This window comes from Pseudooceanicola endophyticus (assembly GCF_018760365.1).
Classification (GTDB): domain Bacteria; phylum Pseudomonadota; class Alphaproteobacteria; order Rhodobacterales; family Rhodobacteraceae; genus Pseudooceanicola; species Pseudooceanicola endophyticus.
Map to the genome: position 1 here is coordinate 292383 of NZ_JAHIAB010000005.1, position 14978 is coordinate 307360.

Genomic DNA, 14978 nt, shown 5'->3' on the forward strand with positions numbered 1-14978 from the left:
GCAAGATGAAGATTCTTCTGGGCGGCCAGCTGGCCGCCCTGCTGCTGGTGCTGCTGGTGCCGCCGGCCTTCGCCGTCCAGCCCGGAGAGATGCTGTCGGACCCGAATCTTGAGGCGCGGGCGCGCGACATCAGCGCCGGCCTGCGCTGCCTGGTCTGCCGCAACGAGAACATCGACGATTCCAATGCCGACCTGGCCCATGACCTGCGGGTGCTGGTGCGTGACCGGCTGAAGGCGGGCGACACCAACCAGCAGGTGGTGAACTACATCGTCGATCGCTATGGCGAATACGTGCTGCTGAAGCCGCCGATGAAGGGCGCGAACTGGCTGCTTTGGGGCGCGGGCCCGGTGATGCTGCTGGCGGGCCTCGGGATCGGGGCGGTGTTCATCCGCCGCCGCGCCCGCACGCCCGAAGAAGCGCAGCCGCTCAGCGCCGAGGAAAGCGCGCGGCTGGACGACATCCTGAAGGGCTGAGCCCCGCTTGACCGTCCGACCTGCGGCCTGTCTGCTGAGGACAGGCGGCAGGAGGCGGCGGATGTCCCACGAGACCATTGATCTGGAAATCGACAAGGGGGTGGCCCGGCTGACGCTGGGCCGCCCCTCTGTCATGAATGCGCTGAACGCGCGGATGCGGGCGGAGATCGCCGAGGCGGTGACGGGCCTGCCGGAGGACGCGCGGGTGCTGGTGCTGACCGGGCAGGGCCGGGCCTTCTGTTCCGGGCAGGACCTGGGCGACGGGACGGGGCTGGCGGGGCCGGAGCTGACGCGGGTGCTGGAGGCGGAATACCTGCCGATGATCCGGGCGCTGCGCGACACGCCGCGTCCGGTGATCACGGCGTTGAACGGTGCCGCCGTGGGGGCCGGGGCGAGCCTGGCGCTGGCCGCCGACGTGGTGATTGCCGCCGAGAGCGCTTACCTGTCCTGCGCCTTTGCCCGGATTGGCCTTGTGCCCGATGCCGGGGCAAGCTGGCTGTTGCCGCGCCTGGCGGGCCAGGCGCGGGCCCTGGGCGCGGCGCTTTTCGCCGAGAAGATCCCGGCGCGGCAGGCGCTGGACTGGGGGTTGATCTGGGAGGTGGCGCCGGATGCGGATTTCGAGGCGCTCTGGCAGGCGCGGGCCGCGCAGCTGGCCGCCGGCCCGACCGAGGCCTACCGGCAGATCCGGCAGCTGATGCGTGGCTCCGGCGATCTGGAGGCGCAGATGGTGGCGGAGGCGCGGGCGCAGGGGATCTGCGGCGACACGCGGGATTTCCGCGAGGGGGTGCAGGCCTTCCTGGAGAAACGCCCGGCGTGCTTTGAGGGGCGCTGAGGGGGCGGGTCCGGGGATGCGAAAAGGGCGGCGCATCGAGCGCCGCCCTTTCCGGTCAAACCACCGGTGAACCGGTGGATTTCCGTCTCAGCGATCTTCGACGTTGGTATAGTCGCGGAAGGTTTCGCCGATGTAGAGCTGACGGGGGCGGCCGATGCGCATGCCGGGCTCTTCGATCATTTCCTTCCACTGCGAGATCCAGCCGATGGTGCGCGAGAGCGCGAAGATCGGCGTGAACATCGAGGTCGGGAAGCCCATCGCCTCGAGGATGATGCCCGAGTAGAAGTCGACGTTCGGGAACAGCTTCTTCTCTGCGAAGTAGGGGTCCGCCAGGGCCTGCTTCTCAAGTTCCTGGGCGACCTGCAGGGTGGGGTTGTTTTCCACGCCCAGCAGTTCCAGAACCTCTTTCGCGGACTCGGCCATCACCTTGGCGCGCGGGTCGAAGTTCTTGTAGACGCGGTGGCCGAAGCCCATCAGGCGGAACGGATCGTTCTTGTCCTTGGCGCGGGCAATGAACTCGGGGATGCGATCCACGGTGCCGATTTCGCGCAGCATCTCCAGGCAGGCCTGGTTGGCGCCGCCGTGGGCCGGGCCCCAGAGGCAGGCGATGCCGGCCGCGATGCAGGCGAAGGGGTTCGCCCCCGAGGAGGAGGCCAGGCGCACGGTCGAGGTCGAGGCGTTCTGCTCGTGATCCGCATGCAGGGTGAAGATCCGGTCCATGGCGCGGGCCAGGATCGGGTTCACCTGGTATTCCTCGGCGGGAACGGCGAAGCACATGCGCAGGAAGTTCGACGCATAGTCCAGATCGTTGCGCGGGTACACGAAGGGCTGGCCGACGGTGTACTTGTAGGCCATGGCAGCGATCGTCGGCATCTTGGCGATCAGGCGGATCGAGGCGACCTCGCGCTGCCAGGGATCCGAGATGTCGGTGCTGTCGTGGTAGAAGGCGGACATCGCACCCACGGTGCCGACCATGATCGCCATCGGGTGGGCATCACGGCGGTAGCCGGTGAAGAAGCGGTGCATCTGTTCGTGGACCATGGTGTGGTTGGTCACACGGCTTTCGAAGTCTTCCAGTTGCGCCGCGTTGGGCAGGGCACCGTAGAGCAGCAGGTAGCAGACCTCGAGGTAGTGGGATTTCGAGGCCAGCTGGTCGATCGGGTAGCCGCGGTGCAGCAGCACGCCTTCCTCGCCGTCGATATAGGTGATGGCGCTGTCGCAGGAGGCGGTCGAGGTGAAGCTCGGGTCGTAGGTGAACATGCCGGTGGTGGCATAGAGCTTGCGGATGTCGATCACGTCCGGACCCACGGAGGGGGACAGAACCGGGAACTCGTAGCTCTGTTCTCCGAGCGTGATCTTCGCAGTCTTGTTCGTTTCAGACATTCGTGGATTTCCCTTCCTCTTTTCCCGCACCGGCGGCACCGGTGCCCTGATTATTTCGGGCGTCTCAACGAGGAGTTAAGCCGCTCCGGTCCCTGTCGTGTCCCCGAGGCGAAGGATCGTCTCCTCGCGACCGAGAACCAGCATCATGTCGATGACACTCGGAGTGGCGCTGCGTCCGGCCAACGCGGCGCGGAGAGGTGCGGCCAGCTGACCGAACTTGATGTCTCGCGCCGTGGCGAAAGCATTCAGAACACCCTCCAACTCTTCTCGGCCCCAGCTAGCACTTTGCAAATGCGGCGTCAATTCACCCAGTATACCAAGGGATACACTGTCGAGGGACTTGGCTGCTTTCTCTTCGATCTCGAGGGGGCGATCAGCCAGGCAGAAATGCGCTTTTTCAATGAGTTCCGGGAAGGTCTTCGCGCGCTCCTTGAGGAAGGGCATGGCCGCCAGAAGCAGAGAATTTTTTGCATCCGACAGGGTCGGCTGATGGGTCGCAGCCAGGAACGCCTGCAGTTCGTGCAGCAGTGCAGCATCTTCTGTTGCGGCAATGTGCTGACCGCAGATATTGGCGAGTTTCTTGAAATCGAAACGCGCGGGCGATTTGCCCATGCCGTCGAAACCGAACCAGGATTGCGCCTGGGTGTCGGTGAAGAACTCGTCGTCGCCATGGCTCCAGCCGAGCCGCGCAAGGTAGTTGCGCATCCCCGCCGCCGGATAGCCCATGTCGCGGTATTCCTCGACACCAAGCGCCCCGTGGCGCTTCGAGAGCTTCTTGCCGTCGGGGCCATGGATCAGGGGAATATGGGCATAGGTCGGCAGGTCCCAGCCCATCGCGGTGTAAATGCCCATCTGGCGCGCTGCATTGTTGAGGTGGTCGTCCCCCCGGATCACCGTGTTCACGCCCATGTCGTGGTCATCGACGACCACCGCCAGCATGTAGACCGGCGTGCCGTCCGAGCGCAGCAGCACCATGTCGTCCAGCTGGTCGTTGCGGATCGTCACCTCGCCCTGGACCTCGTCGCGGATCACCGTGACGCCCTCTTCGGGGGTCTTCAGGCGGATCACGTAGGGCGCGTCCGGGTAGGTCGCCGGATCGGCATCGCGCCAGGGCGAGCGGAACAGGGTCGAGCGTTTCTCTTCCCGAGCCTTTTCGCGGAAGGCCTCGATTTCCTCCTGGGTCAAGAAGCACTTGTAGGCCATGTCGCGGGCCATCATCTCAAGCGCCACTTCGCGGTGACGGTCGGCACGGTCGAACTGGCTGACGATTTCGCCGTCATGGTCGAGGCCCAGCCATTTCAGACCGTCGATGATGGCCTGCGTTGCCTCGGGGGTCGAACGTGCGCGGTCGGTATCCTCGATGCGCAGCAGGAACTTGCCGCCGCGGCCCCGGGCATAGAGCCAGTTGAACAGGGCGGTACGCGCGCCGCCGATATGCAGGAAGCCGGTGGGCGAGGGGGCGAAACGGGTGACGACCTGTTCAGTCACGGGAAGATCCTAACTTTTGCTTAACCAAGCGCCGAGTAGCGTTTGGCCTTGAATATCGGCAGTGCGGAGGGGGGACAAGTGCAGCAGAGACCTGCGGTGCTGGCCGGGGTGCTGCTGGCCCAGAGGGGCGGGTTGTTCTGCTGGGTGCCGGTGGCCTTCGGAACCGGGATCGGCCTGTACTTCGGCCTGGGACAGGAGCCGGGGCCGGGCCTGGTGGCGGGCTTGGCGGGGCTGGCGGCTGCGCTGGCGCTGCTGTCGTGGCGGGTGGGCTACCTGTGGCGGCCGCTGGTGCTGGGGCTGGCGCTGCTGCTGGCGGGGCTGGTCTGGGCCGGGCTCAGGGCCAGCCAGGTCGCCGCGCCGGTGCTGCCCTTCCGCTATTACGGCCCGATCGAGGGGCGCATCGTTGCCATGGACCGCTCGGCTTCGGATGCGGTGCGGCTGACGCTGGATCACGTGCGCCTGGACCGGCTGGCGCCGCAGGAAACCCCGGCAAGGGTGCGCATCTCCCTGCATGGACCGGAGGGGACAGAGCCGCTGCCCGGCGGTTGGGTGATGACCACCGGGCATCTTTCGGCGCCCTCGGGGCCGGCGGAACCGGGGGGCTTCGATTTCCAGCGCCACGCCTGGTTCCTGCGGCTGGGGGCGGTCGGCTATACCTCGGTGCCGCTGATGGCGCTGGCGCCGCCCGACCCGGCGGCGTTGCACCTGTTCCGCCTGCGCATGGCCCTGGCGCAGCGCTTTCGCGACGGCCTGCCCGGAGAGGCCGGTGCCTTCGCCGCCGCCGTCACCGCCGGAGACCGTTCCGGCATGGGGCAGGAGACCCTGCAGGCCTTGCGGGTGTCGAACCTGGCGCATCTGCTGGCGATCTCGGGGCTGCACATGGGGCTGCTGGCGGGCTTCGTCTTCATGGCGACCCGGCGGGGGCTGGTGCTGTCGCGCCGCATCGCCCTTTATGCCCCGGTCAAATCCATCGCCGCCGCTGCGGCCCTGCTGGCGGCGACCGGCTATCTGCTGCTGTCGGGGGGCTCCATCGCGACCGAGCGTGCCTATGTCATGGTCGCCATGGCGCTGATCGGGGCGATGGCGCTGCGGCGGGCGATCTCTCTGCGCGCGGTGGCGCTGGCCGGGCTGGTGGTGCTGGCGCTGCGCCCCGAGGCGCTGCTGTCGCCCGGGTTCCAGATGTCCTTTGCCGCGACCCTGGCGCTGGTGGCGGTCTTCGCGGCGCTGCGCGAGATCAGCTGGCAGGCGCGCGGCTGGGGCGGGCGGGCGCTGACGCTGGTGCTGTCCTCGGCGGTGGCGGGGCTGGCCACGGCGCCGGTGGCGGCGGCGCAGTTCAACCAGATCGCCCATTACGGGCTGGTCGCCAACCTGGTCTCGGTGCCGGTGATGGGGACGGTGGTGATCCCGGCGGCGCTGGTGGCGGTGCTGCTGATGCCGCTGGGGCTTCAGGCGCTGCCGCTCTGGGTCATGGGGCTGGGGCTGAACTGGATCCTCTGGGTGGCACATCGGGTGGCGGCCTGGCCCGGTGCGCGCGGCATGGTGATGGCGCCGCCGGGCATGGTGCTGCCGCTCTTCGCGATCGGGATGCTGACGGTGATCCTGTGGCGCGGGCGGGGGCGTTGGCTGGGGCTGGGCCCGATGGCGGCGGCCTTCCTGCTCTGGGCCCAGGCCGAGCGCCCTCCGGTGCTGATCGCCGAAAGCGGCGGGCTGGTGGGGATCCTGACCCCCGAGGGCCGGGCGCTGAGCCGGGCGCGGGCGGAAAGCTTCGTCGCCGCCATCTGGCTTGAGAACGACGCAGACCCCGCGCTTCAGGAGGCGGCGGCGCTGCGCTGGCCCGGGGCGCCGCAGGTGCGCCATGCCACCGGCAAGCGCGCGGCGGCTGCCGAGGGGCCATGTCGGGACGGCGAATGGCTGGTGCTGAACGTGCCGGCGGCAGAAGCGCCGGGGGCCACCGGCTGCCGGGTTCTGGATCCGTCCGGGCTGCGGCAGCTGGGCGCGGTGGCGCTCTGGCCAGCCGAGGGGCGGATGGTCACCGCCCGGCAGGTGGCCGGGCAGCGGCTGTGGAACACGCCGGGTCTGCCGCCGCTTCAGGATCGGCTGGGCTGGCCGTACCCGGCGCCGGGCCCGGGCCGCGGCGCAGGCGTCTTCAGGCCAGCAGCAGCGCCAGCAGGTACTGGGCCAGGGCAAAGACCGCATGGGCGATGAGCACGTAGAGGATCACCCCGCCGGCCCCGGGTAGCCTGCGGGCGAACAGGCCGCCGCCCATGGCCGGCATCAGGATCATCAGCCCGGCCAGAGAGCTGACGACGATGCCGATCAGCACGACCGGAAAGACCGTGGGGGCCGACAGGAAGCCGGTGCCCCAGATCAGCGGGAAGGCCGCCGCGTAGCCCAGCCCGATCAGGTAGTGGAACAGCCAGCCCAGCACGGCCTCGGCCAGGCTGTAGGGGCGGCTGTCGGTGCCCTCCAGCACCAGCCGGCCGGCGCGCAGGCCCAGCAGCCAGCGTCCGACCGCCGGCCAGTGGGTGCCCGGCATCCAGCCGATCCGCGCCATCACCACCGCCCACAGGTCCAGGGCCACCGTCGCGCCGATGCCGACGATCAGGATGAAACGAAGGATTTCGGGGATCATCGGACTGTCACAGGGCCAGCAGGGCGTCGAGGCGCCCCTGACGTTCCAGCGTCAGCAGCTCTGAACAGCCGCCGACATGCTGCCCGCCGACGAAGATCTGCGGCACGGTATGGCTGCCGCCGGCGCGCCTGGTCATGGCGGAGCGCAGCCCGCGGTCCCGCGATACGTCGATCTCCCGGAAGGGCAGGTTCTTGGCGTTCAGCAACTGCTTGGCGCGGCTGCAGAAGCCGCAGAACGGCGTGGTATAGATCTCGATCTGTTGCATGGGCGGTCTCCTTCTTGGGAAGGCACCGGGCGGCGCCTCCGGGGGCGGGATCAGGCAGCGGCGCCGATCGCGCTGGTGTATTGCGATTTCGGGTTCAGCCCGACGATCATGTCGACCGGCATGCCGTCGCGCAGCACCACGACCGTCGGCACCGAGCGGATGCCGAAGGCGCCGGCGATCTCGGGGGCCAGGTCGATATCGACCGCGCCAAAGCCGGTTTGCGCGCCCAGCTCGTCGGCGACTTCCTGGAAGATCGGCTCCAGCGCGATGCAGGGGCGGCACCAGGTGGCCCAGAACCGCACGACCTTGACCCGCTCCGGGCCGTTGAGGAAATCGGTGAACGTGTTGCCGTCGAGGGCGGTGATATCCTGAGCCACGCGGGCCTCCTTTGCTTCGGGGACATTGCTTGCCGTCCCAGTCTGCCCGGCATATATGCGAATTGAGGCCATGTTTGATTTCGTATTGGATATTGGTTTATATTCCAAATTGCGATCAATGGAGGCGGCGATGGAACTGCGGGAGCTGCGCTGCTTCGTCCGGGTGGCGGAGACGCTGAATTTCAACCGCGCGGCGGAGCTGCTGAACATGAGCCAGCCGGTGGTGACCAAGACCATCGCCCAGCTGGAGCACAAGCTGGGCGTGAAGCTGTTCGAACGCACCACCCGCCGGGTAGCGCTGACGGCGGCGGGCGTCGTGCTGCGCCGCGAGGCCGAGGGGCTGCTGGGGCATCTCGACCAGGTGCAGCGTGCGGTGCGCCATGCCATCGCCGAGGAAAGCGGGCGCTTTGCCATCGGGGTCACGCCGCTGGCCATGCAGACGGTGTTTCCGGGCGTCATCCGCGGCTTCCGCGAGGCCCATCCCGAGATCGAGGTTTCGATCCGCGAAATGCCCAGCGACACCCAGGTGAAGGCGCTGCTTTCGGCGCAGATCGACGCGGCCTTCCTGCTGCTGCCGGTCTCCGATCCGGCGCTGGACCTGCACGAGATCCACTCGGAGCGGATGCGCCTGGCGGTGCCGACATCGCATCCCCTTGTGCGGCGGCTGGGAAATGCGGCGATGCCGCTTTCGGCCTTCGCCGGAGATACCTTCATCATCCCGCAGCGGGCGCAGAACCCCGGCGTGCACGACGAGATCATCCGCACCTGCGCCGTCTCTGGCTTTCGCCCGAAGTTGCGCGACTGCACCGAGCGGCAAAGCTGCCTCTGCCTGGTCGAGGCGGGCATGGGCGTCAGTTTCGTGACCAGCGGCATCGATTGCGCCGCCAGTGACGACATGCGGATCATCGATCTGGAAGATCCCGCGCCGACGCTGTCGATCGCGCTGGCCTGGCGGCGGGAGGATCCCTCCGGGTTGCTGAAAAGCGTGCGGGCGCTGGCCGGGGACGGGGGTGGGGCCGCCGTCTGACGGCCCCGCCTTGGTTCAGCCGGGCTCCGGGCAGGAGCCACCGTTGCCGGCCCGCAGGGCGGCGCAGTGACGCCGGTCAAGCAGCCCGCTGAGCGCCGCGAGGCCCAGGCCCGCCAGCACCACCACACCGGCCACCGGCCCGGTCAGGCCAAGCCCCAGGTGATCGACCACCCAGCCGCCGCCACCGGCGCCCAGGGCGATGCCCAGGTTGAAGGCCGAGATGTTCATGCTCGACGTCGCGTTGACGGCGCGCGGGGCGATCAGCCCGGCCTGGTTCACCGCGTAAAGCTGCAGGATCGAAACCGATCCGAAGGCGACGATGCCCCAGATCATGACCAGCGGCGTGACGGTCCAAAGGTTGCCCGCCGCCGGGATCAGCAGGAACAGCGCCAGCGCCATCACCGCGTAGATCGCCAGCAGCACCGGCATGGCGCCGCTGCGGTCGGCGGCCCGGGCGCAAAGCAGGTTCCCGATGGCCACGGCAATGCCGTAGAAGAACAGCAGCGTGCCGATGCCGTTCGGGCTGAGCCCGGTAAAGCGGGCCAGGATCGGCGAGAGATAGGTGAAGGCCACGAAAGAGCCGCCATAGCCCACCAGCGTAATGGCGAAGAGCAGGGCCAGGCGCGGCTTCAGCACCACCGCCATCTGTTCGGCGAAGGGCAGGGCGGCGGGCTTCTCGATCTCGCGGGGCAGCAGCAGGGCCAGGGCCAGCATCGACAGCCCGCCGATCCCGGTCACTGCCAGGAAGGTGGCGCGCCAGCCGAAGGCATTGGCGACGAAGGTGCCCAGCGGCACCCCCGAGATCAGCGCCAGCGTGATCCCGGTGAACATGGTGGCGATGGCCTGTCCGGCGCGCGCCTTCGGGACCAGCCCGGCCGCGACCACCGTTGCGACCGAATAGAAGACGCCCTGCACCGCACCCGACAGGATCCGGCCCAGCAGCAGCGTTGCGAAGCCGGGGGCCAGGGCCGACAGGGTGTTGGCGACGATGAACAGGGCCATCAGGCCAAGGATCAGCCGCTTGCGCCCGATCCGGCCGGTGAGGGCGGTCAGCAGCGGGGCGGCCACGGCGACGGCCAGCGCATAGATGCTGACGGTCAGACCTGCGGTGGCCAGGCTGAGCTGCATGTCCTGCGCGATCTGCGGCAGGATGCCGACAATGACGAATTCGGCCATTCCGATGGCGAGCGCTGCCGACGTCAGGGCCCGGATTCCGATGGGCATGGGAAACTCCGATAGCTTGGAAGGCTCGCCGGCGCGAGCGGGAAGGCCCAGCGATACCGGCGCCCGGCCCGGGGAGTAAATTCCAATGCGCGATCGGTTTTCATGCGCCTTTCCCCCGACGCCCCGCCTTGATCGGAAAAGAGGGCCGGAACGACAAGGCCCGCCGTCCCGAAGCCGGGCGGCGGGCCTTGAAACATGACGGGGCAGCGGGGCGGTGATCAGTAGCTGCGGATCAGCCCGACAAGGCGGCCCTGCACGCGCACCTTGTCGGCGGGCAGGACGCGGGTCTCATAGGCGGGGTTGGCGGCCACCAGCTCGACCTTGCCGGCGCGGCGGTAGAGGCGTTTCAGGGTGGCTTCCTGATCCTCGACCAGGGCCACGACGATGTCGCCGTCGTTGACGCTGCCGGTCTCGCGGATGATCACCACGTCGCCGTCGTTGATCCCGGCCTCGATCATCGAGTCCCCGGAAACCTCAAGCGCGTAATGGGTGCCGTTGCGCGACAGCATGGAGCCGGGCACGGCCAGATGACGCGACACTTCGCTGATCGCGGCAATCGGCACGCCGGCGGCAATCCGCCCCATCACCGGCAGTTCCATCGCGACGCTTTCGTCCAGCATCGGCTCGCTGCGCGGCGGTTCCGGGGCGGGGGGCGGCGCGGCCTTCTGGGCGGCCTTCGCGCTCAGCGCATCGGGCAGCTTGACGATCTCGATGGCGCGGGCGCGGTGCGCCATGCGCCGGATGAAGCCGCGCTCTTCCAGCGCGGTGATCAGGCGGTGAATGCCCGACTTGGAGCGCAGCTCCAGCGCTTCCTTCATCTCGTCGAAGGAAGGCGGCACGCCGTCCTGCTGCATCCTGTCGTGGATGAATTCCAGCAGGTCGAGCTGTTTCCTGGTGAGCATCCGCCTCTCCTTCTTTTCTCTTGAAGGATGTTCTAGACCTGTTCCCGTTTTGTGTCAACGAGATAGGAGGATGTTCGCGCAAGGTTCAGAAGGCGATCCATTCGACCGGATCGCCGGGCGTGGCGGCGGGGGCGCCGGGGGCACGCACGGCCAGGGCATTGGCCTCGGCCAGCAGCGTCAGGAGAGAGGAATCCTGGCTCGGGAAGATCTCGATCCGGTCGCCCTCGACCCGGGCGCGCATGTAATGTTCGCGCGGACCGTTGGCGGGCAGGTCGTGGGCCAGGCGCGCGATGCGGCGCGGCGCGGCGGTGACCTTCAAGCCCTGCATCGCCTCCAGCACCGGGGCCACGAAGATCGTGCCGCAGACCATGGCCGAGACCGGATTGCCGGGCAGGCCGATCATCATCGGGCCATCGGCACCCATCCGACCCGCCATCAGCGGCTTGCCGGGGCGCATCGCGACCTTGTAAAAGCTCTGGTCCAGGCCCAGCTCGGCCGCGACCCGTCCCACCAGATCATGATCGCCCACCGAGGCGCCGCCGATGGTGACGATCAGGTCGGCGTCGCGGGCCTGATCAAAGGTCGCGATCAGGCTTTCGCGGCTGTCGCGGGCAATCGGCAGCATCCGGGGCAGGGCGCCGGCCTGACGGAACAGCGCGTCCAGCCCGAAGGTGTTCGACACGATGATCTGATCGGGGCCGGGGGTGTCGCCGGGCAGCACCAGCTCGTCCCCGGTCGAGATCAGCGCGACCTTCGGGGCGCGCGCAACGCAGACCCGGGGGATGTTCATCGAGGCCAGCAGCGCCACGTCGCGCGGCGTCAGGCGGCGCGGGGCCGACAGCCGGTCGCCGACCCGGAAATCGCCACCCGCGGGGCGGATGTTGGTACCCTTGCCCAGCCGGTCGGTAAGGGTGATCCTGTCGCCGTCACGCTCCACGTCCTCCTGGATGACGACATGGCCGGCGCCCTCGGGCACCGGGGCGCCGGTGAAGATGCGCACCGCTTCGCCGGGGCCGACGGCGCCGTGATAGCGATGGCCGGCGGCGGATTCCCCGATCACCGTCAGCACCTTGCCCGGCACCGCATCCTCGGCGCGAACGGCATAGCCGTCCATCGCGGAACCGTCGAAGGGCGGCTGGTCGCGCTGTGCGACCGCATCTTCCGCCAACACCCGTCCGCAGGCGTCGCGCAGGTCGATGGTTTCGCGCCCCAGGGGACGGGCGAGGGCGAACAGCGCCTCCAGCGCCTCGGCCACCGCGATCATGGGGCTTCGTAGCGGCCCGACTTGCCGCCGTCCTTCAGCAGGACACGCAGCCCGCCGATCTCCATGCCGCGATCCGCGGCCTTGACCATGTCGTAGACCGTCAGCGCGGCGGTCGAGGCGGCGGTCAGCGCCTCCATCTCGACCCCGGTCTGGCCGGTGGTCTTCACGGTCGCCTCGATGCGCAGCCCGGGCAGGCCCTCGTCGGGGGTGATCTCGACCGTGACCTTGGAAATCGGCAGCGGATGGCAGAGCGGGATCAGATCCGAGGTCTTCTTGGCCCCCATGATCCCCGCCAGCCGTGCAACCCCCGCCACGTCGCCCTTCTTCGCCTCGCCCGAGGTGATCAGGGCCAGCGTTTCGGGCAGCATCCTCACCCAGGCGGCGGCGGTGGCGATGCGGGCGGTCACGGGTTTCCCCGAGACATCGACCATATGGGCATCGCCCTTGCCGTCGAAATGGGTGAGCGCCATCACATCACCCGCCCGGCAGAGCCTTCGCGCAGCAGGTCGCGGGTGGCCTGTTCCACATCGTCCTGGCGCATCAGGCTTTCGCCGATCAGGAAGCAGCGCGCCCCGTAAAGCGCCATGTCGGCCAGGTCCTGCGGCGTGTGCAGCCCGCTTTCCGACACGATGATGCGGTCCTCGGGCACCATCCGCGCCAGCCGGCGGGTGTTGTCCAGAGAGGTCTCGAAGGTGTGAAGGTCGCGGTTGTTGACGCCGATCAGACGGCTTTCCAGCTGCGTGGCGCGCTCAAGCTCGGCCTCGTTGTGGACCTCGATCAGCACGTCCATCTTCCAGTCCTTGGCGGTCTGCTCCAGCTCGCGGGCCTGCTCGTCGCTGACCGAGGCCATGATGATCAGGATGCAGTCGGCGCCCAGGGCGCGGGCCTCGACGACCTGGTAGGGGTCGTACATGAAATCCTTGCGCAGCACCGGCAGGGCGCAGGCCTCGCGGGCTTCGCCGAGGAATTCCTTGGCGCCCTGGAACGACGGCGTGTCGGTCAGCACCGAGAGGCAGGCCGCACCACCGGCCTCATAGGCGGCGGCGATGGTGGCGGGATCGAAATCGGGCCGGATCAAGCCCTTGGAGGGCGACGCCTTCTTCACCTCGGCGATCAGCCCGTAGCCGGTCTTGGAGGCTTCCAGCAGCGCATCGGCGAAATGGCGGACGGGCGAAGCGGCGCGGGCGGCGTCCTCGACCTGGGCGAGGGGTTTGGCGGCCTTGTCGGCGGCGACCTCCTCAAGCTTGTAAGCCTTGATGCGGTCCAGAACCGTTTCGCTCATGAATGTCCTCCGGGATGCGTCCAGTTGATGGGCATGTCACCCCCTGCCTTAAGCCACTCGTTGACCTTTGAAAATGGCCGCGAGCCGAAAAAACCCCGGCGCGCGGAGAGCGGCGAGGGATGCGCAGAGGCCAGAATCAGGTGGTCACGCCCCGAAGAGGGCGCGTGAAGATGCTTTGCGAACCCCTGCGCGGGCCGGCCCCAGAGCAGGAAGGCGCGCGGCCTGTCCGACAGCCGTTCAAGTACCTGCGCGGTCAGCACCGACCAGCCAAGCTTCGCATGGGCCCCGGCCTCTCCGGCGGGCACCGAAAGCGCGGTGTTGAGCAGCAAAACCCCCTGTTCGGCCCAGAAACGCAGGTCCGCATTGGGCGGGGCCGCCCCCAGATCCTCCTGCATCTCCTTGTAGATATTGCCCAGGGAACGCGGCAGCGGGCGCACCTCGGCCTCGGCCGAAAAGGCCAGCCCATGGGCATGGCCGGGGGTCGGATAGGGGTCCTGTCCCAGGATCACCACCCGCACATCGTCCGGGCTGGCGGCCTCAAGCGCGGCGAAACGCTGGGGGGCCGGCGGCAGGATCTGGCGCGTCTCGGCTTCAAGGGCGGCGCGGATCTTCGGGTAATGGGTGGCGAAAAACGGCAGGTCTGCCCATGCGGCAGGTGGCAGGGCTTCGCTCATGCTGCTGCGGTGACCCGGGCCAGCGCCTCGATCCGCGCCAGAGCCGCGCCGCTGTCGATCGCCTCGGCGGCCAGGGCGGCGGCCTCCTTCAGGTCCGTCGTCCGGCCCGCCACGACAAGGGCGGCGGCAGAGTTCAGCAGCACCGCGTCGCGATAGGCGGAAGGTGCCCCCTCCATCAGGCGCCGCATGGCCTGGCCGTTTTCGGCGGGGGTGCCGCCGATGATGGCCTCGAACGGGTGCACCGGCAGGCCGGCATCCTCGGGGTGGAGTTCGAAGTCGCGCACCGTGCCGTCCTCTTCCAGCGCCGAGACCCAGCTGATGCCGGTGATCGTCAGCTCGTCCGTGCCGTCCGAGCCATGCACCAGCCAGGCCTTCTCGGAGCCGAGCTTGCCCAGCGTTTCGGCCATGGGGCGGATCACCTGGGCGTTGAAGGCGCCGGTCAGCTGGCGCTTGACGCCCGCCGGGTTGGTCAGCGGCCCCAGGATGTTGAAGATCGTCCGGGTGCCCAGCTCGACCCGGGTGGGGCCGACATGGGCCATCGCCGGGTGGTGCATCGGCGCCATCATGAAGGCGATGCCGGCCTCGGCGAAGGCGCGTTCCACCACCTCGGGGCCGACCATGACATTGACGCCCATCTGGCCAAGGGCATCGGCAGAGCCGGACTTGGACGACAGGTTGCGGTTGCCGTGCTTGGCCACCGGCACGCCCGCGCCCGCCACCACGAAGGCCGTCGCGGTCGAGATGTTCAGCGTGCCCTTGCCGTCACCGCCGGTGCCGACGATGTCGATGGCGCCCGCCGGGGCGCTGACCTTCTTGCATTTCGCCCGCATCACGGCGGCGGCGGCGGCATATTCGTCCACCGTCTCGCCCCGGGTGCGCAGCGCCATCAGCAGCCCGCCGATCTGCGAGGGCGTGGCTTCGCCCTCGAAGAGGATCGTGAAGGCTTTCTCCGCCTCGGCGGCGCTCAGCGGACGTTCCGCGGCGGCGGCGATCAGCGGCTTGATGGCATCGGACATCGGTGTTCCTTCCCCTCTGGGTTGCGGGCCTCTTTTTCCGGGCGGATAAGGTGTTATAGTTTTTCCACCCCCGCGTGGCAGGGTGCGGTCCGCTGGTTTCGGGGGCATTGATCCCGCGCCAGCCGGGCAGCGTCAAGAG

16 protein-coding genes are annotated in these 14978 nt (G+C 68.6%); 4 read left to right on the top strand and 12 right to left on the bottom strand.

Going from position 1 to position 14978, the window contains the following annotated elements; translation table 11 throughout:
* The first annotated feature begins 5 nt into the window (after window positions 1–5).
* On the top strand, window positions 6–473 hold the full coding sequence (locus KM176_RS11375; protein ID WP_160896761.1) for a cytochrome c-type biogenesis protein: 468 nt from the start codon (window positions 6–8) through the stop codon (window positions 471–473).
* Window positions 474–534: 61 nt separating this feature from the next.
* On the top strand, window positions 535–1305 hold the full coding sequence (locus KM176_RS11380; RefSeq protein WP_160896760.1) for an enoyl-CoA hydratase-related protein: 771 nt from the start codon (window positions 535–537) through the stop codon (window positions 1303–1305).
* 87 nt (window positions 1306–1392) lie between these two features.
* Here the strand turns inward: KM176_RS11380 and gltA are convergent, their stop codons facing one another.
* Window positions 1393–2688: a citrate synthase gene (gltA, locus tag KM176_RS11385; protein ID WP_160896759.1), complete on the bottom strand. Its 1296-nt coding sequence runs from the start codon at window positions 2686–2688 to the stop codon at window positions 1393–1395.
* Between the two features lie 75 nt (window positions 2689–2763).
* Window positions 2764–4176 (bottom strand): glutamate--tRNA ligase, encoded by a 1413-nt coding sequence (gltX, locus tag KM176_RS11390; RefSeq protein WP_160896758.1) that lies wholly within the window; start codon window positions 4174–4176, stop codon window positions 2764–2766.
* Window positions 4177–4254: 78 nt separating this feature from the next.
* Here gltX and KM176_RS11395 point away from each other — a divergent pair, with 78 nt between their 5' ends.
* The gene (locus tag KM176_RS11395; protein ID WP_160896757.1) at window positions 4255–6381 is read left to right on the top strand and encodes a ComEC/Rec2 family competence protein; all 2127 of its coding nucleotides are present in this window, start codon (window positions 4255–4257) and stop codon (window positions 6379–6381) included.
* Here KM176_RS11395 and KM176_RS11400 read toward each other — a convergent pair.
* The 3 genes from KM176_RS11400 to KM176_RS11410 are packed head-to-tail and all read right to left on the bottom strand — an operon-like array spanning window position 6323 to window position 7450.
* The gene (locus KM176_RS11400) at window positions 6323–6808 is read right to left on the bottom strand and encodes a DUF2938 family protein (RefSeq protein WP_202398071.1); all 486 of its coding nucleotides are present in this window, start codon (window positions 6806–6808) and stop codon (window positions 6323–6325) included. The two genes, KM176_RS11395 and KM176_RS11400, sit on opposite strands and share 59 nt — an antisense overlap.
* A 7-nt stretch (window positions 6809–6815) precedes the next feature.
* Entirely contained in the window at window positions 6816–7073 is a 258-nt protein-coding gene (grxC, locus tag KM176_RS11405) for a glutaredoxin 3 (protein WP_160896756.1), read from the bottom strand.
* A 50-nt stretch (window positions 7074–7123) separates the two neighbouring features.
* A complete protein-coding gene (locus tag KM176_RS11410; protein ID WP_160896755.1) occupies window positions 7124–7450 on the bottom strand; it encodes a thioredoxin family protein in 327 nt (108 codons plus the stop codon).
* Between the two features lie 130 nt (window positions 7451–7580).
* On the opposite strand from KM176_RS11410, the gene KM176_RS11415 reads away from it, so the two are divergent.
* The gene (locus KM176_RS11415) at window positions 7581–8477 is read left to right on the top strand and encodes a LysR family transcriptional regulator (protein ID WP_160896754.1); all 897 of its coding nucleotides are present in this window, start codon (window positions 7581–7583) and stop codon (window positions 8475–8477) included.
* 15 nt (window positions 8478–8492) lie between these two features.
* On the opposite strand, the gene KM176_RS11420 is transcribed toward KM176_RS11415, so the two are convergent.
* From KM176_RS11420 to trpD, 7 genes are all read right to left on the bottom strand, one after another.
* A complete protein-coding gene (locus KM176_RS11420; protein WP_160896753.1) occupies window positions 8493–9701 on the bottom strand; it encodes an MFS transporter in 1209 nt (402 codons plus the stop codon).
* A 218-nt stretch (window positions 9702–9919) separates the two neighbouring features.
* On the bottom strand, window positions 9920–10603 hold the full coding sequence (gene lexA, locus KM176_RS11425) for a transcriptional repressor LexA (RefSeq protein WP_160896752.1): 684 nt from the start codon (window positions 10601–10603) through the stop codon (window positions 9920–9922).
* Window positions 10604–10688: 85 nt separating this feature from the next.
* Window positions 10689–11867 carry a molybdopterin molybdotransferase MoeA gene (locus KM176_RS11430; RefSeq protein ID WP_160896751.1) on the bottom strand — a complete coding sequence of 393 codons (1179 nt, stop codon included), beginning with the start codon at window positions 11865–11867 and terminating at the stop codon, window positions 10689–10691.
* Window positions 11864–12337, bottom strand: coding sequence for a cyclic pyranopterin monophosphate synthase MoaC (gene moaC, locus KM176_RS11435; RefSeq protein ID WP_160896750.1), 474 nt, complete (start codon window positions 12335–12337; stop codon window positions 11864–11866). Before moaC ends, KM176_RS11430 begins: the two co-directional genes overlap by 4 nt.
* Window positions 12337–13149 carry an indole-3-glycerol phosphate synthase TrpC gene (gene trpC / locus KM176_RS11440; RefSeq protein ID WP_160896749.1) on the bottom strand — a complete coding sequence of 271 codons (813 nt, stop codon included), beginning with the start codon at window positions 13147–13149 and terminating at the stop codon, window positions 12337–12339. Before trpC ends, moaC begins: the two co-directional genes overlap by 1 nt.
* Window positions 13146–13823, bottom strand: a complete 678-nt coding sequence (locus KM176_RS11445; RefSeq protein ID WP_160896748.1) for a uracil-DNA glycosylase — start codon at window positions 13821–13823, stop codon at window positions 13146–13148. Before KM176_RS11445 ends, trpC begins: the two co-directional genes overlap by 4 nt.
* Entirely contained in the window at window positions 13820–14839 is a 1020-nt protein-coding gene (trpD, locus tag KM176_RS11450; protein ID WP_160896747.1) for an anthranilate phosphoribosyltransferase, read from the bottom strand. The genes KM176_RS11445 and trpD overlap by 4 nt, the downstream gene beginning before the upstream one ends.
* Between the last annotated feature and the right edge of the window lie 139 nt (window positions 14840–14978).